This window comes from Hyphobacterium marinum, from assembly GCF_036330325.1.
In the GTDB taxonomy this organism is placed as follows: Bacteria; Pseudomonadota; Alphaproteobacteria; order Caulobacterales; family Maricaulaceae; genus Hyphobacterium; species Hyphobacterium marinum.
Genome location: NZ_JAZDRO010000001.1, coordinates 579,092 through 599,122 on the forward strand (window position 1 = coordinate 579,092; position 20,031 = coordinate 599,122).

Here is a 20,031-nt window from a genome sequence, read left to right on the forward strand (position 1 = left end):
AAAAGGTGGGCTATTTCTTTCCAAGGCCGATCGGCAGGCCGTCGGGGCCAAGCTGGGGTGCGCCGGAGCCGGGCAGGCCGGGCAGGGTGCCACCGCCCGCATTACCGCCGCCGAGACCGGGCAGGTCGGCGGACTTGCCGCCCTTCATGCGCTCGAGCAGCTCCGGATTGGGTCCGCCGCCGGGCGCGGTGAAGCCGGACATCAGGCCTTTCGGGCCTTTCTTGCCGACCTTCTTCATCATGTCGGCCATCTGGCGGTGCATTTTCAGAAGCTTGTTGACCTCGGAGACCTCGACGCCGGACCCGGCGGCGATACGTTTCTTGCGCGAGGCTTTCAGGAGTTCGGGCTTGGCGCGTTCCTGGCGCGTCATCGACGAGATGATCGCCTGCTGGCGCTTCATCATGGAATCGTCGAACCCGGCCGCCGCGATCTGGCCCTGGACCTTTTTGTTCATGCCCGGCAACAGGCCGAGAATGCCGCCGAGACCGCCCATTTTCGACATTTGCGAGAGCTGGTCGGAGAGGTCGTTCAGATCGAACTTGCCCTTCGCCATCTTCTTGGCGAGGCGTTCGGCCTTGTCCTTGTCGTACTCCTCGCTCGCCTTTTCGACGAGGGCGACAATGTCACCGCGCCCGAGGATACGGCCAGCAACCCGCTTGGCATCGAAGGCATCGAGCCCATCGACCTTTTCCGACACGCCGAGGAATTTGATCGGCAGGCCGGTGACATGGCGCATGGACAGCGCCGCGCCGCCGCGCCCGTCGCCATCCATCCGCGTCAGGACGAGACCGGTCAGCGGCAGGCGCTCGTGGAAGCGGCGCGCGGTTTCCACCGCGTCCTGACCGGTCAGCGCGTCGGCGACCAGCAGGGTTTCGTGCGGTTTGGCGATGTCGGCGATGGCCTTGGCTTCGGCCATCAGCTCTTCGTCGATCGAGGTCCGGCCGGCGGTATCGAGGATGACGACGTCATAGCCCTGGAGTTGGCCAGCCTTCATCGCGCGCTTGGCGATCTCGGTCGCGGTCTGGCCGGCAACGATGGGCAGGAAGCCGGCTTCGGCCTGCTGGGCCATCTGCTGGAGCTGTTCCATCGCGGCCGGGCGGCGCGTGTCGAGCGAGGCGAGGAGAACTTTCTTCTTCTCGCGCGTCTGGATGCGGCGGGCGAGCTTGGCGGCGGTCGTGGTCTTACCCGAGCCTTGCAGACCGGCCATCAGGATAGCGATGGGCGGTTCACCGTCGAGCGCGAGGCCTTCGGGTTCGCCCTCGCCGCCGAGGAGGTCGACGAGACCGTCATGGACGAGCTTGATGACCTGCTGGCCCGGCGACACGGCGCGGATCACGTCGTCGCCGACGGCGCGCTCCTTCACCTTGGCGACGAAGTCCTTGACGACCGGCAGCGCGACATCGGCTTCGAGAAGGGCGACCCGGATCTCGCGCAGCGCCGCGTCAACGTCCTTTTCGGAAAGGACGCCGCGCCCGGTCAGCTTGTCGAAGACACCGGAAAGCCGTTCTGTCAGCGTGTCGAACATCTGTTCGCCGTCACTCCAATCGCTTGCACGCACGGGAAATACCACCCCGGTGAGCGAACACTTCGCCGACCGGGGGACCTTGTCCGCGTCGTCGCGCGGCTCAAGGCAAGCATCCCTGCTTGCATCTGAAGGCCGCGGACATACGCCTGCGGCTGCGCTGCGTCAAGGCGGGGCGGCGCGGAGGAAAGTGGCGCGGGGCGCAGGATGCGGCTAGTCTGGCCTTATCCGACCTGTTTGCCCGCTCTTACGAAACCTCTCCGCCCATGTCCCCACCGTCCCCGCGCCTTGACCGGCTAGACGCGCTGCCGCTCGCTCTTGCACGGACGGACGTGCGCGATGTGCGGTCGCTGTTTCCCGAACCGGCGCTGATTTCCCTGAAAGGGCGGCGGCCCGACCCGCTCTTCGTCTCCATCCTCCTTCATGGCAACGAGACGGTCGGGTTCGAAGTCCTCAAACGGCTTCACGCCTGGATGGGCCGTCATCTCCTGCCGCGCTCGCTTCTGATCTTTGTCGGCAATGTCGCGGCCGCCGAGGCCGGCTTGCGGATGAGTCCGGGCAAGCCGGACTATAACCGGCTGTGGCAGGGCGGGACGGGTCCCGAATTCGAGTTGGCGCAGTCGGTCCTCGCCGAGGTGCGCGCGGCAAAACCCTTTGCCGCCATCGATTTACACAACAATACCGGGGCCAACCCGCTTTACAGCCTCATTCACAATGAGCGCGCCGCAGACCGCCAGCTCGCCAGCCTGTTCACGCGCACGGCCATGCTCACCCTGACCCCGCCGGGCATGCTGAGCCTCGCCGTGTCGTCGCTGTGCCCGTCTGTCACGGCGGAGTGCGGTCATGCGGGCGTGGAGGCGAACGAGACCCGCGCCTTCGAATTCGTGCTGGACGTGCTCCATCTCGATCACTGGCGCGGTGCGCCGGACCGGCCACTGGATGTCTTCGAGACGATTGGGCGGATGGAACTCGACCCCGCTGCCACGATCAGCTTCGCGCATGGCGAGGCCGCCGATATCGAATTGCCCGCCGCGCTGGAGAAATGGAATTTCTTCGAGCGTCCGGAAGGCTCGACCTTTGCCCGCCTGCCGAACGGACGCTCGCCGCTCAAGGTCGTGACCGAGACCGGTGCGAATGTCACCGACGCGGTCTTCCGGCGTGAGGGTGACCGGCTGGTCCTCACCCGAGACCTCTCGCCCGCCATGCTGACGACAAACGAGCAGGCGATCCGGGACGACTGCCTCGGCTACATCATGGAAAAGCGCTCAGGCTGAGGCGCGCAGCCGCTGCGTGAGTTTGGGCAGGACGAACGCCAGCCAGACCAGCGCCCAGAGATTGCCCAGAAACGGCAAGGGCACGATCCAGACCGCCGAGCGCCAGGCCGACCGCTCGAACAGGGCGATGACGACGGCGATCAGGGCAAAGCCGATATAGAGGTCGGTGAGGGTGACGATGCCCCACGGATCGCTGGTCAGCCACCCGCCAGCCTCACCGAAATTGCCCGCATTCACCGCCCAGGCAATGAGGGCGGCGAATGCGAGCGCAGCCAGGCCAAGGAGGGATCTGAGAATGGCCATGGCTGTGTGTCTCCCGGTCCATGAAGGGAACAGAAGGTCTTACGCACAGGACGGGTGTCTGGATCAGTCCTCTGCCCGGACCGGCACGAAGCGCGGCTCGAAGGAGGGGAAGAGCAGCGTCTCAACCGGCGCGTAAACGCCATCGGGATAGGCGGCGGCGTCGCGCATGTCGTCGGGCTGGCAGGCGAGGCTCTGGGCGATCATCTGGCGGGCGACGGGGATGTCCTGAGGCGGGCCGGGCAGAACGCTGGCGACATGGCCGGCGATGATCCGCGCCATGGCGATGCATTCGGCCCCGATCTCCGCCTCGATGGCGGGCAGGTGGGCCGTGGCGGCTTCGTCGCCGGTGCGGATGGCGTGAACCGCGTACCAGAAGGGCGTATCGTAACCGCCGCGCCAGTTGGTGATGTCCTCGACATTGTCCTGTGTGAAATAAGCCGACACCGGGTCCTGACAGGCGGGGAGCCCGACGTCTGGACCCGGCCCGCCCTGGCCGAGCCAGTGCCGGGTCGACGCGTCATGACCCAATCCGGTCAGTGCGCGATAGAGTTCGCGGCGTTCAAGGTCCTCGGTGCAATAGGGAGGAAAAGGGGGCTCCACTTCCTCTGATTCACCAAAATAGAATTCACTGAAGAAATCCGGATCAAGTTGCCAAAACTCAACTTGATCCCAGTAGAGCGCGTCAGGATCATACAGGCGCGCGGCTGCGTTCATTAGCCCGTTTGCATTTTCCCGAACCGGTATGTCATCTGATGCCAGCCCGTATCGTGCCAGCTCGACCAGGTCGCGCCGGCATTCAAACCAGTAAGTGTAGAAGAATTGCCGGGAGTCCTCGGCGGTCATGTTCGGATGGGCGTCGCGATAACGGATCAGATCCCGATTGACCCAACCCGTTTTGACCTCGCAGCGGCGTGCAAGGTTGTATCGCCGTCGCCAGTAGTCCCGGTCGCCCCATAGACCGAGTTCCTCGCGGATGAACCGGGTGAAGGCGTCGCTGAACCGTGAGTCCCAGTCGCGCCGATACTGCGGGTCATCGTGGCGGTACCAGATCAGGCCCCCTGGATCGATCTCCGGCCAGTCGCCGCACCGGCCCTGCGCGTCGAGGACGAGCTGAACGAAGATGGCCTCCGAGATATTTGCGTCGGCGGCGATGTTCACGTCGCGGATGATGGCGTCGCAGTCGCCTGACGTTGCGTCGTCAAGGTCGAAGGACGCATAGAGCTGCTGCCAGCCTCGCGAGTAGTCTGCATTTCGTCCGGGTTCCATGTACGGGATGACCATCGCCACAAACCCGGCCGCGAGCAGCCCGGCTGCGCCGAGCGCGGCGAGGGCCCAGAGGACCAGCGTGAAAACCAGTCTCACGAGGAAGGCGAATATCCGTCCCATGGCTGCAGTCTAGACGCGAACGCGTGAATTTCACACGGGAATTCCCCTTATCGGTTTCCCGCGTCCCCGGCTTTGGCTAGACTTTCCCTCAAGGGGAGAGTGTCCATGAAAAACCGTGTCCTGGCCGCGCTGGCGGCTGTTGCCCTGAGCGTGTCTCCGGCCTTTGCCGACGGCTGCGATTTCGACGACGAGGACGGTCGGCTCGATGTCGGCCTGGTGCTGTCGGGCGGCGGGGCGCTGGCCTCGACCCATATTGGCGTGCTCGCCGTGCTGGAGGAGGAAGGCGTTCCGGTCCACTGCATCGTCGGCACATCGATGGGCTCGGTCGTGGGCGGGCTCTATGCCGCAGGCTGGTCGCCGGACGACATGCGCGCCGAATTCGAGGCCGCCGACTGGCCGCGTCTGATCCAGAATTCACTCGACCGTGACGAGTTGCCCTTCCGCGAAAAGACCGACCAGGACGAGTATTTCTCCGACTATGTCGCCGGCTGGGGTGATGAGGGCCTGATCCTGCCCTCCTCGGTGACGACGCTGCGCGGTCTGCAAGGCTTCTACCGGCGCATGCTGGAGCGCGCGCCGCCGGAGTTTCATTTTGACAATCTGCCCATTCCCTACCGCGCCGTGGCGACCGACCTGGGGACCGGTCAGGCCGCGATCCTGAGTGAAGGCGACATGGTCGAGGCGATGCTCGCCTCCATGTCGGTGCCGGGGCTTTTCGATCCGCGCGAGATCAATGGCCGGCTCTATGTCGATGGCGGGCTGTCGAAACAGCTGCCCGTCGATGTCGCCTACGCGATGGGGGCCGATGTCGTCATCGTCGTCGACACCACGATCGAACCCTCCGACCCGCCGGCCAACCCCTCGGTTGTGCAGGTCGCCCAGCAGATCGTGCAGGTGCAGGTCTGGACCAACCGGACCCAGCAGGCCGAATTGCTGCAGCCGGGCGATATCCTGATCCGGCCCGACCTTTCCATGTTGACCACCGGGAGTTTCGAGCGCGCGGGCGACGGCTTTGAGTCCGGTATCAACGCGTCGGCACCCTACCGCGCCCGCATGCGCGAAATCGCCGCGCAGGCCTCGCCGCCCCTGTCTCGTCCGGGTGCTGTCGCGGCGCGTGGCACCGGCGAAGCCCGTCGCGTCACCCGCGTCGAGATCGTCAACAACACGGCCGTCTCCGACGATTTGATCGCCCGCCGATTCGGTATCGAGGCCGGCGAGGCGGCGACCCGCGCCGATATCGAGAACGGCATCACCGAGGTCGCGGGCCTCGGGGCGTTCGGCACGATCGACGCCGGTTTCCAGGAAGACGGAACGCTGACCCTGCGTACACAGGAACGGCCGCTGGGGAACAATCTCTTCCAGGCAGGTTTGACCGTGTCGAACACGTTTGACCGGGATTCCCGCTATGTGCTGCGCGGCCGCTATTCGCGGCGGCCCCTGAATGGCGGAGGCGGGGAGTTTGCCCTCTCCCTGGCGCTGGGTTCGGAATACCTGCTCGCGGCGGAATGGATGCAGCCCTTCGGACGCGAGAGCCGATATTTCACCGATGTCGCCATCGGTGTTGAAGGCTATCCGCTGGGACTCAATTTCGACAGCGCCCGCTTTGACGATTACTGGCTGGAGGCGGTTTATGCCGAAAGCCAGATCGGGCGTGATTTCGGGCGCTGGGGGCAGGTCTCCCTGGTCGGTGAATACCGCTATGGCGAGTATCATTCCGACACGTTTGGCGATCCCGAGGAATTTGGCGATGTCGGTCTCGACATTGCCCGCTACGGAGCGCGCTTCGACCTCGACACGCTCAATCACCCCGATTTCCCGACCGCCGGCACGGCCGTATCCGCGGAGTATCTCTATGTTCAGGACTTTGATGCCGATCCGGATGTCGAAGCCAATACCACGCGCTACCAGCTGACGGCGGCGCAGGCGTTTGGCCTGGGCCAGTGGGGCGGCGTGGTGCGGGCCGAACGCGGGGCCAGTACCGATACCGGCAATGTCCTGCAGTCGCTCTTCTTCCTGGGCGGGTTCCGCAATCTCTCGGCCTATTCCGAGCGCGCCTTGCCGAACAATGACTACCGCTATGCCTCGGTCGAGCTCTACCGCCGCATGACGGCGTCGGACGCGGTCGGGGCCTTGCCGATCTATGTCGGCGGTCTCGTCGAGTATGCCGAGTTCACGTTCGATCTTGGCGGGCTGGTCTGGATGCCCGATCCGGTCTTCTCGGTGACCGGATATGGCGCGATGAATACCGTGCTTGGACCGGCCTATCTCGGCCTGTCAGTCGGCGACCGGGGCAACAAGTCGGTCTTTCTCTATATCGGGCGGAATTTCTAGACGCGGGGCGGTCAGTTCCGCGAGAAGGTCGGGTCCGGGCAGCGGTCAACCCGCTCCCGGCTCTGACCGGGGAAGCGCGCTAGCCAGCAATCGTCAAAGACCGAGCAGTAGCAGATCTCGACGTCGATCTCGTGGCGGACCTCGTCGAGTGCGGTCCACAGGGCATGGCCGCGTGGCTGGGTCTCGGCATCGGGGCGCGCCGAGGTGATGAATTCCACCTCCTCCTGCGGCGCGAAGAAGCGGCCTTCAACGTCGTCGAACAGGAAGGCCAGTTCGCCCGAAACGAAAGCCTGGCGAACATAGTTGTGGCGTTCGGCAGGCGGCACCTCGGCCGGGACGCAGCAGCGGGCGAGGAATTGCGAGGTATCGGAAATGGTCTCGCCATCCCAGGTCATCCTGAGCGAACGCAGTTCGGCCGGACCGATACCGGTGTTGCGGAAGACCAGCGTCATGCGCCATTCCTCGCGGTCGAGATCGTAATTGCCTGACCCGTACTGGATGACTGGCAGGACGCTGGCCTCGAGCGTCTGTTGCATCACCCGGCCCTGGAACCAGGCGATAAAGAGCGAGGCCACCGAGATCACCACCACGCTGACCGCGACGATCAGCTCGATGAGGCGGGTCCGGCTCGGTCGCATGGTCGCGCCCTAGATGGTCGAAGGCGAGCGGAAGACCTCCTCGTCGAGCTGGTCTTCCGATTTCGCAACCGTTACCGCCACGGCGGCGTCGCCGGTCACGTTCACCACAGTGCGGGCCATATCCATGATCCGGTCCACCGGTAGAATGAAGCCGACCACAAGCGCGATCTGCTCCGGCGTCGCGCCGAAGGTCGAGAGGACGGTTGCCAGCAAAAAAAGCGAAGCAGACGGAATGCCCGCCGCGCCAATCGAGACCACGGCAGCGGTCACCGCGATCATCACATAGTTCGCAAAGCTGAGCTCGATACCAAAGGCCTGGGCGGTGAAGAGGGCGAGAATGCCCAGATAGAGCGCGGTACCGTCCATGTTGATGGTGGCCCCGAGCGGCAGGACCGAACCGGACACCGAGCGCTTCACGCCGAGATTCCGGGTCGCATTGGTAATCGTGACCGGAAGGGTGGCCGAGCTGGAGGCTGTCGAGAAGGCCACGGCCTGGGCATCGAAAATGCCCCGGAAGAAGCGGATGGCCGGCAGGCGAAGGATCACCTTGATCAGCCCGCCATAGACAAGGATCACGTGGGTAAAGAGGCCCAGATAGACCGTCAGGATCAGCCAGAAAATCGACTGGAAGGCCTCGATGCCATAGGCCGCCGTCGCATAGGCGATGAGGGCGAAGACGCCGAAAGGCGCAAACTCCATGACGATGGCGGTCACTTTCAGGACGGCTTCGGACGCGCTTTCGAAGAAGCTGCCGGCGGCCTGCCCCTTTTCACCGGCCATCAGGATGCCGACGCCGAACAGAAGGGCAAAGAAGATGATAGCGAGAATGTTCGCCTCGGCCATCGCGGCGGCCGGATTCTGGATGATTTCCAGAATACGGTCCCAGACTGACGGGGCTTCCTGGGAGATCGCTTCCGGCGTGGCCCCGGCCAGCGCCTCGGCGGCGTTCGCACCGGGCCGGAAGACCGTCCCGTAAACAAGGCCGATGACATTGGCGAAGAAGGTGGTGACCAGATAAAGGCCAATCGTCTTCAGGCCCAGGGAGCCCAGCCTGGCCGGCTCGCGCATTGCCACGACACCCGCGACAAGCGTGGTGAAGATCAGCGGCACGATCATCATCCGGATCAGCGCAATGAAGATATCGCCATACGGCTGGACATAGGTCCCCAGCCAATCAACCGCCCGGTCGCCGAGCGTGTACTGGATCACCAATCCGAAAACGATGCCGAGAATGAGCGCCCCCAGGACGCGCTTCCACAGCGTGACGCCGAACCACCATTTCATGGATGCTGTCCTCCCCGACAGACGCAATGTCTTGCGGGGGTCACACTAGGCTGGTTTGCGGAGGGGTCAACGCGCAGGCGCGCTAACGCTGATCAGCCCCGGCGGCCCAGACGGCCCGTGGCCTTGACCATGGCGACGCGGCCCGACACGGCGGCCCAGACAAGGCCGGTGATCAGAAGGAAGGGCGCGAAACCGCCCAGGCCCGGAACACGGGACACCGCGATCAGGCCAAGTGCGCCGAGAATGTTGAGAATGACCCGCGTCCAGCTGACATCGAAATAGTGCGAGGCCAGGCGCGCGGTCGACTGCGAGAAGAAACGCGCCGACGCCGCGGCTGCCCCGGTGTCATGACCGTGGCGATTGGGCAGTTCGGAGGCGTTATGGGCATTCTGCAGCGTTCTCATAATTGTCACCATACGGAGTTTTCACAAAACTGTCAAAAACAATCCGCAGGGGTGGAAGCGCCTATGGTCTAAACAGAAAACGGCCACGACATCTTGTGCCGTGGCCGCCTCCTGGTCCATTAACTTGTGGTTTTTGCCGTCAGGCGGCTTCGGCTCGCAGCACCGCTGCCACCGCATTGACGACCGCGCCGATGCGCACGGAGGCCTGGACCTGTTCGGCGCTGACGCCGTGCTTGCGCAATTCGGCCTCGTGGCTGTCCATGCACATGCCGCAGCCATTGACCGCCGAGACGGTCATCGCCCAGAGCTCGAAATCGGCCTTGTCGACCCCCGGATTGGCCAGCGCATTCATGCGCAGGCGCGCTGGCATGGTGCGGTAATCCTTGGCCGAGACCATATGGGTGAAGCGGTAGTAAACATTGTTCATGCCCATGATGGCCGACGCCGCTTTCGCAGCGGTCACGGCTTCGGGCGAAAGATGCTCTCCGGCCTCCGCAGCCAGCGCGGCATAGGTGGCCGGTTCGCCCACGGCATGGGCGGCCGCCAGGAATGCGCCCCACTTCTTCTGCTCGTCGAGCACGGTTTCCCGCGCGAGGCTGGAGAGGTTCAGCTTCAGATCCTTGGCGTAGTCGGGCAGGCGGTCCTTGAGCGCGTCGAGACTCATGGCTCGTTCCTCTTGTTCGGGGGCTATCGGGGAGGCAACCGCGCCGGGCAGGCCGACCACACCATCGGGGGAGGATTGTGGTCTGCCCGCGCCGGCGCGGAAGACTTGGCTGCTCGAAGGGGTTTAAGCGGCCGGTTTCAGGACGTCGCCGCCGACCGCGCGGTTGCACGGGCACAGCTCGTCGGTTTGCAGGGCGTCGAGGACGCGCAGCGTGTCTTCCGGGTTACGGCCGACATTGAGGTTCGTCACATAGACGTGCTGGACGACATTGTGCGGATCGACGACGAAGGTCGCGCGCAGCGGCACACCTTCTTCGGACCGCACGCCGAGCGCGTCGATCAGCGAACCGGTCGTGTCGGCAAACTGCCAGATGGCGAGTTTTTCGAGATCGGGGTGATCGCGGCGCCAGGCCAGCTTGCAGAACTCGTTGTCAGCCGAGCCGCCCAAAACGACAGCATCGCGGTCATCGAATTCGCCGTTCAGATCGGCAAAGGCCTTGATTTCGGTCGGGCAGACGAAGGTGAAGTCCTTCGGGTAGAAGAAGATCACCTTCCACTTGCCCTCAAAGCTCTTCTCGGTCACCGGCTCGAATGCCGATTCACCGTTTTCCTCGTGCTGCATGAAGCCGGGCTTCACACCGGTGATTTCAAATTCGGGAAGCTTTTCGCCAACGCCGAGCATGGACGTCTCCTTGGGTGTTAATTCAGTTGGATGGCCGTACGACCCGCACCGGTATTCGTTGTCCGAACCGGCCCGTTCCGTGCGTTCGAGGCGCTATATGGCAGACCTCAAAAATTAAACCAATGAATTGTATTTTTGTTCCCCATAGATTATTTCTATTTCCATGAGCGCCCTTCTTCCGACCCTGCGGCAGTTGAGTTTCCTGACTGCCCTCGCCGATCACGAATCCTTCTCCCGTGCAGCCGAGCACTGCTTCGTCACGCAGCCGACCCTGTCGGCCGGGATCAAGGAGCTCGAAACGATACTCGGGGTCACGCTGGTGGAGCGGGGAGCCCGTCAGGCCGTGCTGACACCAGCCGGCGAGATCGCGGTGGAGCGCGCACGCCGGACACTCACCGAAGCCGAAGACCTGGTTCAGGCAACCCGCGCGGCCGGTGAACCCCTGTGCGGGCCTTTCCGCCTCGGCGTAATTCCGACGATTGCGCCCTTCCTGCTGCCACGCGCGGTGCCGGTGCTGCGACAGGCTTTTCCGGACCTCAAACTGCTGTTGCGGGAAGACCTGACCGGGCGGCTCTACGAGGCGCTGAAGGACCGGCGCATTGATGCGGCACTGATTGCCTTGCCTTATGATGATCCGGCGATCAAGACCGAGTCCGCCGGGCCGGATGAATTCCTGTTTGCCTGCGCGCCCGGCCATCCCCTGGCGGAGCGCAAGACGGTCAGCCTGGAAGACGTCACCGCGGACCCGCTTCTGCTGCTCGAAGATGGGCATTGCCTGCGCGACCACGCCGTCAGCGCCTGCGCGTCGAGTGCCGCGCGGTCAGATTTCGCGGCGACCAGCCTGCATACGCTTGTCCAGATGGTGAAGGGCGGCGTCGGCGCGACGCTCCTGCCCCGGCTGGCCATTGAGGGCGGTGTCGCGGACGGGCTCGACCTTGCGCTCATTCCCTTCGACCCGCCCGTCATCGGCCGGGAGATCGGCATCGCCTGGCGGCGCGGCTCGGCCCGGGCCGAGGAGGCGCGCCTGATCGCGAAGACGCTGCGGGACATGCTTGCGGAACGGGCCTGATTTTTCCTGATCAAGGCTGACGGCGGCTTTTGGGCGCGCTAGGCTCCCACCTGATTTGAAAGACAGGGGAGGGTCTTCAACCATGACCGACACCGCACGCGCGAAAACACCGATCTGGTTCTGGGTTGTCGCCGTTCTGGCCACGCTCTGGAATGCCATGGGCGTGTTCGATTTCGTGATGACGAACATGCGCAACAATGCCTATCTCGCCAATTTCACACCGGAACAGCTCGACTTTTTCACCAGCTTCCCGATGTGGTTTACCATCATCTGGGCCATCGCGGTGTTTGGAGCCTTTATCGGCAGTGTGCTCCTTCTGTTGCGTATGGGCTTGGCCGTGCCCGCCTTCCTGGCGTCAGTGATCTGCTATGTGATTTCCCTCATTCACAATTTCGCCCTGTCCAACGGGGCCGCGGTCATGGGTACTGCCGGGATCGTCATGGCCGCGCTGATCGGCCTTGTCCTGCTCGGCCTGCTTTTCCTCGCCCGCTGGGCCAAGGCGCGCGGAATTCTGACCTGACCTTGCCAGTCTGAATGCCTATGTTGGGGCTCCCGATTCGAACCGTTGAGATCAGGAGCCCCGATCCCCCATGTCCGAACCCTATGACGTCGTCATCATTGGTGGTGGCCCCGGCGGCTATAACTGCGCCATTCGCGCCGGCCAGCTGGGACTGAAGACGGCCTGTATCGAGATGCGCGAGACGCTGGGCGGGACCTGCCTGAATGTCGGCTGCATCCCGTCAAAGGCGCTGCTGCACACGACCGAACTCTATGAGGCCGCGCAGACCCGGTTTGCCGGGCTGGGCATCAAGGCCGAGGGCCTGTCCTTTGACCTCGACACCATCATGGCCGGCAAGCGCGACGTCGTGGACGGGCTGACCAAGGGGATCGCCGGCCTGTTCAAGAAGAACAAGGTCGACCACATCGCCGGCAAGGGCCGGATCGCGGGTCAGGGCAAGGTCGAGGTCGAAACCGTCGACGGCAAGACCACGACGCTGGAGACCCGCAATATCGTCATCGCGACGGGTTCGGAACCGACACCTTTGCCGGGCATCGAGATCGATGAAAAACGCATCGTCTCCTCGACCGGCGCGCTGGCGCTGGAGCGCGTGCCCGAGCACCTTATCCTGGTGGGCGCGGGCGTGATCGGGCTGGAGCTGGGCTCGGTCTGGCGGCGGCTTGGCGCGAAGGTGACCGTCGTCGAATATCTCGACCGCATCCTGCCGGGCATGGATTCGGAGATCGCCAAACAGGCGCAGCGGATTTTCAAGAAGCAGGGGTTCGCGTTCAAGCTCGGCCGCAAGGTCACGGGCGCGGACACCAGCGGCAAGACACTCGCGGTCGAGACCGAAGCGGCCGATGGCGGATCGCCCGAAACCCTGACCGGGGATGTCATGCTCGTTTGTATCGGGCGGCGGCCCTACACCGAAGGTCTGGGACTCGACACAGTCGGGATCGAACCGGACCGGCGCGGCGTGATCGCCAACGATCATTTCCGCACCGGTGTCGACGGTATCTGGGTGATCGGCGACTGCACCAGCGGGCCGATGCTGGCCCACAAGGCCGAGGATGAAGGCGTTGCCTGCGCCGAGCTGATCGCGGGCAAGCCGGGCCATGTGAACTACGCTGCTATTCCCGGCGTGGTCTACACTGCGCCGGAGATCGCCACGGTGGGGCTGACCGAGGACGAATTGAAGGAGTCTGGCCGGGCCTACAAGACCGGGAAATTCTCCTTCATGGCCAATTCGCGGGCCCGGGCCAATCACGAGACGGACGGGTTCGTGAAACTGCTCGCCGACGCCGAAACCGACGAGCTCCTCGGCGGTCACATGATCGGCACCGGCGTCGGCGAGATGATCGCCGAACTTTGCCTGGCGCTTGAGTTCGGGGCGTCGTCGGAAGACGTGGCCCGGACGTCCCACCCCCACCCGACCATGACCGAGGCGATCCGCCAGGCGGCAATGGGAGTCGAAGGCTGGACGATGCAGTCATGACACGCGAGAAATCCGCGCGGGTGACGAAAATTTTAAGTCCATAAATCCGTCATCGTGCTAGCCTAAAGCATCGCAGCGAAGGCCGGATTGAATGCCGGCAGCTTCCATAACGCGACCCTGGACAGACACAATGCCCAACGCCGATCTCGATATCCGGACTCAGCGCCTCAGGCTGGTTGCCATGACGGCCAATCTGGCGCGCCTGCAGGTCGAGGACCGTGACGCCTTTTTCGAGGCGCTCGACGTGACACCCGAAGCGTCCTGGCCGCCCGAATTGATGGATGCTGATGCGATGGCCTGGCTCAGGTCGGAGATCGAGGCTGATCCGGACGCGGCAGGCTGGCTCTTCTGGGTTTTCATCTGGCCGGGTGCCGGCGGACAGCCCGACCGGCTTGTGGGCGGTGGCGGCTTCAAGGGCGGGCCGGATGCAAGCGGCACGGTCGAGATCGGCTATTCGATGCTTCTGTCCTTCCGCGAGCAGGGCCTCGCGACCGAGGCCGTGGAAGGCCTCATCGGCTGGGCGCGCCGCGACAGCCGCGTGAAACGGATCCGGGCCGAGACACTGCCGCACCTGACGGCCTCACGCCGTGTCCTCGAGAAGACCGGCTTTACCGAGACCGGCGAACGGTCCGAGGACGGCATCGTGATCGTTGTCTATGAACGGCCCGTGGATCACGCCGAAGCGGCCTAGCCCAAGAGCGCCTTCATCTGGTCGAGATAGGCGATCCACGCCTTGCGGCCCGTCGCGGTCAGGCTGGCGGTAGTCTGCGGACGACGGGCGACGAAGCGCTTGTCGATGCCGATATAGCCGGCGTCTTCCAGCTTCCTGAGGTGGACCGAAAGATTGCCATCGGTCGCGCCGGTGCGCTCGCGCAGCTCGCCGAAGGTCGCGCCTTCGACTGAGGACAGATAGGCCATGATCCCGAGACGCAACTTGCCGTGAATGATCTCGTCCAGCGATGCGGCGTCGAAATCGTCGGCACTCATCACACAATGGCTTTCGGTTCGTTGCGGATCATCCGGAAGGCCGGGATCACGGCCGCAAAGAAGATGATGCCGGCGGCCAGTAGATACAATTCCGGCTTGCCGAGGAAGGCGGGCGACAGGGCCGCACCGGCTATTGACATCCAGGCCGGGCCAAACAGCCATTTCTGGCCGGACAGGGACGCCGTGACCGAGAAGGCGATGGAGTAGCCGAAGAGCGCAACGGTCAGGATGGTGTCATAAAGGAAGATCGGTGCATCAAGGGCGGTGATCGAGACCGCGACGCCCACAACGTAGAGGACAATGCCGAGGCCAACCGAGACCCAGGCGGCCCGGTTGACGCGATTGCCGATGGACCGGGCTCCGGGCTTGCGGCCGAGGCCCCGTCCGAACACCGCGACGAGGATGCCGCCGGTCATGCCATAGCCGGCCCAGAGTACGGGCAAGGCGATATCGGGCAGGCCGGCCAGCCCGGTCAGGATCGACCAGTGCGCGAGGCAGGCCAGTGCCGCAAGCCCGCCCCAGATCAGCAGATACCGTCCGCCGATCAGCGGCGCGCGCTCACCGGACTCGGCCAGGCCGCGCATATAGGCGATATCGGATTCCAGATCGGACGGGCTCATCTCGGGCTCCACGTGACTACTTTGAAAAACAAAGTAACTGTTTGCCCGCGTCGTGGCAAGTGGATTTCCGTGTTGCCGGTGTAACGGTGTGGCCGGTTACTCAACCGGTTCAAAGCGGACGGATTCTGCGACCTGTTCGATCACGGCGACGGCGGAATTGGCCAGGGTCAGGCTGTTGTCCCGGTCGATCGTGCGCAGGGCGAACAGCGCGACAGCCTCTTCCTGGCCCCGGACCAGGACAATGGTTTGAGAAAAGGCCTGCGTCGTGCCGTCATCGCCATAGGTCTGACAAATACGGGTAATCGTGCCGGGCGCGGCCGTTTCCCGCGTGCCGGTGAATTTCAGGTCAGGCGAGTCTGCCCCGCATGCCTGATCACTGGTCCGCTGGCCGGCAAAGTCATCGGGATAGCTGCGCAGCGTCAGGTCGATCGCCATGTCACCGTTCTCGCCATCGCTCTCCTGCGAGACGTCCCACATGCCCTGCATGGCCTCAGTCAGCCGTCCGACAAGGCCGTCCGGGTCCTCGATCCGGATCAGGCCGGCCGCTTCGGGAGCCTGGCTCAATCCGACGGCGGACGTCACCAGCGCCTCGGCCCAGGGCCGGGGGCCTTCGTTGACGTCCGGACCGGCGTCCTGTGCGGCAAGCAGGGTTGCAGCGAGTGCGGCGACAAACATGAGCAATACTCCCGAAACTGGACCGGTCTTTTATCCCGCGAGACTACGGGCAGGCCCCGGCTTGAGGCAATGGGAAGCCGCTGTCAGGCCTTGCGCGCCCGGGGGTGCGCCGCTGCATGGGCGGCCAGAAGCCGACCCGGTTCGATATCGGCGTAGATCTGCGTCGTCGACAGCGAGGCATGACCGAGCAATTCCTGGATTGCGCGCAGATCGCCGCCATGGGCCAGCAGGTGTGTGGCGAACGAATGCCGCAAGGCGTGCGGTGTTGCACTGGCGGCGAGGCCCAGGCGGGCGCGCAATTCGGTCATGGCTTTCTGAACCGCGCGCGGCCCCAGCGGACCGCCGCGTACACCCCGGAACAGGGCTTCGCCGCGAGCCGGTGCATAGGGTGATGTTTTCACATAGGCGTCCACGGCTTCGCGGACGGCCGGAAGCACCGGAACGATGCGGGTCTTACCGCCCTTCCCGGTGACACGCAGCGTCGCCCCCAGAGGCAGGTCGGATCCGGTCAGCGACAGGGCTTCGGCAATCCGCAGGCCGCAGCCATAGAGCAGGGCCAGAATGGCAGCGTCGCGTGCCTCGACCCAGGGCTCACCGCCGCGCGCTTCGGCGTCTTCAATCAGGCGGCGGGCGGCCTCCTCGGAGACGGGCTTGGGTTTGGGGCGCGGACGTCGCGGCCCTTCAACGAGCGCGAGCGCCGGCGCGGTGACCGACCAGCGCCGGTCGATATAGCGGTAAAAGGCACGCACGGCGCTCAGGGCCCGGGCCAGCGTGGCCGGGCCGGCACCGTCCCGGCGGCGGCCAGCAAGCCAGGCCCGGAAATCCGCCGCCTTGAGGCCATCAAGCCGCGCCAGTGTCACCGCTTCGCCGAGATGGGCTGACAGAAACCCGAGGAAGCCCGCGACATCGCGGCCATAGGCCTCGCCTGTCTTGGGGCTGGCGCGGCGTTCACCGGCCAGATGGTCGAGCCAGATCGCCAGCGCCTCGCTGGCGGGCCGGGTCAGGGCGTCTGCAGCCACGGTGACATCCGCCGTTCCACGGCACGGGCAAGGAAGTTCAGGAATTCCGTGCCCTGGCCTTCGGTGAATGCGCCATCGTCCCGCGATGCCAGGGCGAGGACACCAAAGCCCTCGGGCAGGTCCAGCCGGGCGAGGGCGTGCGAGCCGAGGGCTGTTCCATAGAGGGCGTGCGCTGTCGCCGGAGACACCGGACCGGTGAAATCATTCTCGGCACCCAGAAGCTGATCAGCCAGACCGGGGGCCGCCGGGCGAATGGTCCGGGCGTTGCGCAGCGGCATACCGCCTTCGACAAAGATACGGATGGAATCAACCGAGAGTATCGCGGCCAGATCGCCCTCAAGCCGGGCGTCGAGATCTTCTAGGCTGGTGCATTCCATGAGGCTGAGCGTGGCGACATGGGTTTGCGACAGGATGGCGAGATTGGCGCGCGCATTCTGCGCCAGCTCGGCGCGAGCGGCCTTCAGGCGGCGGTTTTCGTCGAGCAACCGGGCTCGGGCGGCGGCCCCGAAGTCGATGACATCGCCGCTGCCGGAATCCCCGGCCAGGCACGCCATCAGTTCTCCGTCGCGGCGGACCCAGTCCGGATCCGCCATCAGCGCCTCGCGCATTCTTCCCATGTCGAAATCGCCCGGTGCCTGCGCTCCGTCGCCCGTATCCAGCATCCTTGTCCCCACCATCGGTTGATCCGATTGATTGTGCGGTGAACCTAGCGCCGAGCGGTTGGATTTCCCTTAACGGCGCTGCTCTCGTTTTCGTGAACATTCTGTCTGAAAGTTCGTGATTCGGCAGAAACAGCCCGTGTAATATTCAAGTGTGGCGCGCGGGGCTGGTGTTCGTATGCCAAGAGTCCTCAAGTGAACTGGTCGAGTATGCTGCCCGGGGTGGTATCCTGAAGAAAGCCATCTCCCGGACCTCGCATGACAGGGCGAGGCTCGCGTAGTCTCGCGGACATGATTCCCCCCCTCCGGGATCATGTCCGCGAGATAACGCCTTGACCGATGCCTTGAAAATCCGCGCTGCCGTCCAGTTTCCGATGCCCTTGCCGGAAGCGTTCGACTATGCCGTGCCGGATGGCATGGAGGTCCGTCCGGGGGATCATGTCCATGCTCCGCTGGGGCCGCGTTCGGCCCGGGGCGTTGTCTGGTCGGTCGCCCATGACGATGGCAGCCGCAATCTGAAACCGCTGGACGGTCTGATCGGCGGCGCGCCACTTGCCGAAGGCAATCTCGCCTTCATCGACTGGGCGTCGAAATATCTCGTCCAGCTTCCCGGCAATGTCCTGCGCGCCATGCTGCGCGGCGAGGACGCGCTGCGTCCTTCGCCCGTCGAGACGGTGTACCGCCCAAGTGGCGAGGAGCCGACGCGCCTGACCGAGGCGCGGCAGCGTGTACTGGATGCGGCCGATCTGCTTGGTGAAGCCAGCGCGGCGGATCTGGCCCGCGAGGCCGGCGTCAGCAGCGGCGTCGTGTCCGGCTTGGTCAAGGCAGGGGGGCTCGTCGCCGAGGAACGTCCCGCAGACCCCCCCTTCGCCGATCCGGACCCGGAAGGCGAAGGGTTGGCGCTGACCGAACTCCAGGCCGACGCCGCCGCGACACTGAGGCGTCTCGTCCGCGCGGGCGGATTCCAGTCGGCGCTGCTCGACGGGGTAACCGGCTCGGGCAAGACCGAGGTCTATTTCGAGGCCATTGCCGAGGCCTTGCGGACCCACTCTGACGGCCAGATTCTGGTGCTGTTGCCCGAGATTGCGCTGACGCAGGCGATCATGGCGCGGTTCAAGGAGCGATTCGGGGCCGAGCCGGCCGAGTGGCATTCCGGCCTCAACCCGAAACAACGCCGCCGCGTCTGGCGCGAAATCAATGAAGGCCGCGCCCGCATCGTCGTTGGTGCTCGCTCGGCCCTGTTCCTGCCGTTCCGGAAACTCTCGCTCGTCGTTGTCGATGAAGAGCACGACCCGACCTACAAGCAGGGCGAGGGGCTGACCTATCAGGCGCGCGATCTCGCCGTGGCCCGTGCCAAGATCGATGGTGCCACCGTCATCCTGGCGTCAGCGACGCCGTCACTGGAAAGCCTCGCGAATGCCCGCGCCGGGCGCTATGTCCATATCCGGCTCCCGGCCCGGATCGGCGCGGCGGTTCTGCCGGACATCTCCACCATCGATCTGCGCGAAACGCCCGCCGAGGCGGGACGCTGGCTGTCCCCGCCCATGGTCGAAGCCATGGCCGAAACCTTCGAACGCGGCGAGCAGACGCTCCTCTATCTCAACCGGCGGGGCTATGCGCCGCTGGTCCTCTGCCGGGCCTGCGGACACCGCTTCCAGTCGCCCGACACGGACACCCCGCTGGTCGAGCACCGTTATACCGGCCGCCTGGTCTGTCACCTGACGGGCTTTTCCATGCCCAAGCCGGACACCTGTCCGGATTGCGGGGCAAAGGACTCCCTGACCAGCGTTGGTCCCGGTGTGGAGCGTGTCGCCGAGGAGGCGAAAGCCCTCTTCCCGCAGGCTGTCGTGGAGATTTTCTCCTCCGACATTTCCGGCGGCGGAGAGGCGCTGCGGGACCTGATCGCCCGCATGGAACGATCCGAGATCGACATTCTTGTGGGAACCCAGATCGCAGCGAAGGGCCACAACTTCCCGAACCTGACGCTTGTCGGCGTGGTCGATGCTGATCTGGGCCTTGCCGGGGGCGATCCGCGCGCCGGGGAACGCACTTACCAGACACTGGTGCAGGTCGCAGGCCGGGCGGGCCGGGCCGACCGCAAGGGCCGGGCGATCCTGCAGACCCATGACCCGGATCATGACGCGATTGCCGCACTCGTCGCCGGTGACCGGGACCGGTTTCTCGATGTTGAAAGCCAGGCCCGCGAGATGCTGGGCCTGCCGCCTTATGGCCGTCTTGCCTCGATCGTCGTCAGTGCGGAAAGCGAGGACAAGGTCATTGCCGCTGCCGCCGAGCTGGCGCGAACGGCTCCACGCGCGGACGGGGTGGAGATCTGGGGACCGGCCGAGCCGCGCTATGGCGTGTTACGCGGACGCTGGCGGCGGCGGCTTCTGGTTCGTGCCGACAAGAGTGTCGACATCTCGGCCTATCTCGCCAGCTGGAAGGCACGGGTGAAAATTCCCGCCTCGGTCCGGGTTGTGATGGACGTGGACCCGTATAGTTTCGTCTGATTGCCAATCGG

At 64.8% G+C, this 20,031-nt stretch carries 20 protein-coding genes; 7 read left to right on the forward strand and 13 right to left on the reverse strand.

Translation table 11 applies throughout. The features are described from left to right. Positions 1 to 10 precede the first annotated feature (10 nt). Positions 11 to 1,525, reverse strand: a complete 1,515-nt coding sequence (gene ffh, locus V0U35_RS02865) for a signal recognition particle protein (RefSeq protein ID WP_373696362.1) — start codon at positions 1,523 to 1,525, stop codon at positions 11 to 13. Positions 1,526 to 1,788: 263 nt separating this feature from the next. On the opposite strand from ffh, the gene V0U35_RS02870 reads away from it, so the two are divergent. Further along, positions 1,789 to 2,796, forward strand: a complete 1,008-nt coding sequence (locus V0U35_RS02870) for a M14 family metallopeptidase (RefSeq protein ID WP_330195145.1) — start codon at positions 1,789 to 1,791, stop codon at positions 2,794 to 2,796. Here V0U35_RS02870 and V0U35_RS02875 read toward each other — a convergent pair. Together V0U35_RS02875 and V0U35_RS02880 are read right to left on the reverse strand one after the other, a co-directional pair. Beyond that, entirely contained in the window at positions 2,788 to 3,099 is a 312-nt protein-coding gene (locus V0U35_RS02875; RefSeq protein ID WP_330195146.1) for a hypothetical protein, read from the reverse strand. The genes V0U35_RS02870 and V0U35_RS02875 overlap by 9 nt on opposite strands. A gap of 63 nt (positions 3,100 to 3,162) precedes the next feature. Beyond that, on the reverse strand, positions 3,163 to 4,485 hold the full coding sequence (locus V0U35_RS02880; protein WP_330195147.1) for a hypothetical protein: 1,323 nt from the start codon (positions 4,483 to 4,485) through the stop codon (positions 3,163 to 3,165). A 105-nt stretch (positions 4,486 to 4,590) separates the two neighbouring features. Here V0U35_RS02880 and V0U35_RS02885 point away from each other — a divergent pair, with 105 nt between their 5' ends. Further along, a complete protein-coding gene (locus tag V0U35_RS02885) occupies positions 4,591 to 6,816 on the forward strand; it encodes a patatin-like phospholipase family protein (protein ID WP_330195148.1) in 2,226 nt (741 codons plus the stop codon). Between the two features lie 11 nt (positions 6,817 to 6,827). On the opposite strand, the gene V0U35_RS02890 is transcribed toward V0U35_RS02885, so the two are convergent. The 5 genes from V0U35_RS02890 to V0U35_RS02910 form a co-directional block, all read right to left on the reverse strand. Next, positions 6,828 to 7,454: a hypothetical protein gene (locus V0U35_RS02890; RefSeq protein ID WP_330195149.1), complete on the reverse strand. Its 627-nt coding sequence runs from the start codon at positions 7,452 to 7,454 to the stop codon at positions 6,828 to 6,830. Positions 7,455 to 7,463: 9 nt separating this feature from the next. Next, positions 7,464 to 8,738: a dicarboxylate/amino acid:cation symporter gene (locus tag V0U35_RS02895; RefSeq protein WP_330195150.1), complete on the reverse strand. Its 1,275-nt coding sequence runs from the start codon at positions 8,736 to 8,738 to the stop codon at positions 7,464 to 7,466. Between the two features lie 92 nt (positions 8,739 to 8,830). Continuing rightward, the gene (locus V0U35_RS02900; RefSeq protein ID WP_330195151.1) at positions 8,831 to 9,142 is read right to left on the reverse strand and encodes a hypothetical protein; all 312 of its coding nucleotides are present in this window, start codon (positions 9,140 to 9,142) and stop codon (positions 8,831 to 8,833) included. A 139-nt stretch (positions 9,143 to 9,281) separates the two neighbouring features. Then, a complete protein-coding gene (gene ahpD / locus V0U35_RS02905; protein ID WP_330195152.1) occupies positions 9,282 to 9,806 on the reverse strand; it encodes an alkylhydroperoxidase, AhpD family in 525 nt (174 codons plus the stop codon). 123 nt (positions 9,807 to 9,929) lie between these two features. Further along, positions 9,930 to 10,487, reverse strand: a complete 558-nt coding sequence (locus V0U35_RS02910) for a peroxiredoxin (protein ID WP_330195153.1) — start codon at positions 10,485 to 10,487, stop codon at positions 9,930 to 9,932. Positions 10,488 to 10,650: 163 nt separating this feature from the next. On the opposite strand from V0U35_RS02910, the gene V0U35_RS02915 reads away from it, so the two are divergent. From V0U35_RS02915 to V0U35_RS02930, 4 genes are all read left to right on the forward strand, one after another. Next, positions 10,651 to 11,556: a hydrogen peroxide-inducible genes activator gene (locus tag V0U35_RS02915; RefSeq protein WP_330195154.1), complete on the forward strand. Its 906-nt coding sequence runs from the start codon at positions 10,651 to 10,653 to the stop codon at positions 11,554 to 11,556. Between the two features lie 82 nt (positions 11,557 to 11,638). Further along, positions 11,639 to 12,076, forward strand: a complete 438-nt coding sequence (locus V0U35_RS02920) for a hypothetical protein (RefSeq protein ID WP_330195155.1) — start codon at positions 11,639 to 11,641, stop codon at positions 12,074 to 12,076. A gap of 70 nt (positions 12,077 to 12,146) precedes the next feature. Beyond that, positions 12,147 to 13,550 (forward strand): dihydrolipoyl dehydrogenase, encoded by a 1,404-nt coding sequence (lpdA, locus tag V0U35_RS02925; protein WP_330195156.1) that lies wholly within the window; start codon positions 12,147 to 12,149, stop codon positions 13,548 to 13,550. Positions 13,551 to 13,680: 130 nt separating this feature from the next. Further along, positions 13,681 to 14,241, forward strand: coding sequence for a GNAT family N-acetyltransferase (locus V0U35_RS02930; RefSeq protein WP_330195157.1), 561 nt, complete (start codon positions 13,681 to 13,683; stop codon positions 14,239 to 14,241). On the opposite strand, the gene V0U35_RS02935 is transcribed toward V0U35_RS02930, so the two are convergent. From V0U35_RS02935 to V0U35_RS02955, 5 genes are all read right to left on the reverse strand, one after another. Continuing rightward, positions 14,238 to 14,537: a winged helix-turn-helix domain-containing protein gene (locus V0U35_RS02935; protein WP_330195158.1), complete on the reverse strand. Its 300-nt coding sequence runs from the start codon at positions 14,535 to 14,537 to the stop codon at positions 14,238 to 14,240. The two genes, V0U35_RS02930 and V0U35_RS02935, sit on opposite strands and share 4 nt — an antisense overlap. Further along, positions 14,537 to 15,157 (reverse strand): hypothetical protein, encoded by a 621-nt coding sequence (locus tag V0U35_RS02940; RefSeq protein ID WP_330195159.1) that lies wholly within the window; start codon positions 15,155 to 15,157, stop codon positions 14,537 to 14,539. The genes V0U35_RS02935 and V0U35_RS02940 overlap by 1 nt, the downstream gene beginning before the upstream one ends. 96 nt (positions 15,158 to 15,253) lie before the next feature. Beyond that, positions 15,254 to 15,832 (reverse strand): hypothetical protein, encoded by a 579-nt coding sequence (locus V0U35_RS02945; RefSeq protein WP_330195160.1) that lies wholly within the window; start codon positions 15,830 to 15,832, stop codon positions 15,254 to 15,256. An 83-nt stretch (positions 15,833 to 15,915) separates the two neighbouring features. Then, positions 15,916 to 16,851 carry a tyrosine recombinase XerC gene (locus tag V0U35_RS02950; protein ID WP_330195161.1) on the reverse strand — a complete coding sequence of 312 codons (936 nt, stop codon included), beginning with the start codon at positions 16,849 to 16,851 and terminating at the stop codon, positions 15,916 to 15,918. Continuing rightward, complete coding sequence (locus tag V0U35_RS02955; RefSeq protein ID WP_330195162.1) at positions 16,833 to 17,513, reverse strand: DUF484 family protein; 681 nt, start codon at positions 17,511 to 17,513, stop codon at positions 16,833 to 16,835. Before V0U35_RS02955 ends, V0U35_RS02950 begins: the two co-directional genes overlap by 19 nt. A 371-nt stretch (positions 17,514 to 17,884) precedes the next feature. On the opposite strand from V0U35_RS02955, the gene V0U35_RS02960 reads away from it, so the two are divergent. Then, complete coding sequence (locus V0U35_RS02960) at positions 17,885 to 20,020, forward strand: primosomal protein N' (protein ID WP_373696363.1); 2,136 nt, start codon at positions 17,885 to 17,887, stop codon at positions 20,018 to 20,020. The last annotated feature ends 11 nt before the right edge of the window (positions 20,021 to 20,031 follow it).

Coding starts and splice junctions, on each gene's coding strand:
- V0U35_RS02940 (WP_330195159.1), bottom strand. CDS start 15,157: ATGAGCCCGTCCGATCTGGAATCCGATATCGCCTATATGCGCGGCCTG.
- V0U35_RS02920 (WP_330195155.1), top strand. CDS start 11,639: ATGACCGACACCGCACGCGCGAAAACACCGATCTGGTTCTGGGTTGTC.
- V0U35_RS02880 (WP_330195147.1), bottom strand. CDS start 4,485: ATGGGACGGATATTCGCCTTCCTCGTGAGACTGGTTTTCACGCTGGTC.
- V0U35_RS02935 (WP_330195158.1), bottom strand. CDS start 14,537: ATGAGTGCCGACGATTTCGACGCCGCATCGCTGGACGAGATCATTCAC.
- V0U35_RS02910 (WP_330195153.1), bottom strand. CDS start 10,487: ATGCTCGGCGTTGGCGAAAAGCTTCCCGAATTTGAAATCACCGGTGTG.
- V0U35_RS02900 (WP_330195151.1), bottom strand. CDS start 9,142: ATGAGAACGCTGCAGAATGCCCATAACGCCTCCGAACTGCCCAATCGC.
- V0U35_RS02870 (WP_330195145.1), top strand. CDS start 1,789: ATGTCCCCACCGTCCCCGCGCCTTGACCGGCTAGACGCGCTGCCGCTC.
- V0U35_RS02945 (WP_330195160.1), bottom strand. CDS start 15,832: ATGTTTGTCGCCGCACTCGCTGCAACCCTGCTTGCCGCACAGGACGCC.
- V0U35_RS02885 (WP_330195148.1), top strand. CDS start 4,591: ATGAAAAACCGTGTCCTGGCCGCGCTGGCGGCTGTTGCCCTGAGCGTG.
- V0U35_RS02930 (WP_330195157.1), top strand. CDS start 13,681: ATGCCCAACGCCGATCTCGATATCCGGACTCAGCGCCTCAGGCTGGTT.
- V0U35_RS02895 (WP_330195150.1), bottom strand. CDS start 8,738: ATGAAATGGTGGTTCGGCGTCACGCTGTGGAAGCGCGTCCTGGGGGCG.
- V0U35_RS02955 (WP_330195162.1), bottom strand. CDS start 17,513: ATGCTGGATACGGGCGACGGAGCGCAGGCACCGGGCGATTTCGACATG.
- lpdA (WP_330195156.1), top strand. CDS start 12,147: ATGTCCGAACCCTATGACGTCGTCATCATTGGTGGTGGCCCCGGCGGC.
- ffh (WP_373696362.1), bottom strand. CDS start 1,525: ATGTTCGACACGCTGACAGAACGGCTTTCCGGTGTCTTCGACAAGCTG.
- V0U35_RS02915 (WP_330195154.1), top strand. CDS start 10,651: ATGAGCGCCCTTCTTCCGACCCTGCGGCAGTTGAGTTTCCTGACTGCC.
- ahpD (WP_330195152.1), bottom strand. CDS start 9,806: ATGAGTCTCGACGCGCTCAAGGACCGCCTGCCCGACTACGCCAAGGAT.
- V0U35_RS02875 (WP_330195146.1), bottom strand. CDS start 3,099: ATGGCCATTCTCAGATCCCTCCTTGGCCTGGCTGCGCTCGCATTCGCC.
- V0U35_RS02890 (WP_330195149.1), bottom strand. CDS start 7,454: ATGCGACCGAGCCGGACCCGCCTCATCGAGCTGATCGTCGCGGTCAGC.
- V0U35_RS02960 (WP_373696363.1), top strand. CDS start 17,885: ATGCCCTTGCCGGAAGCGTTCGACTATGCCGTGCCGGATGGCATGGAG.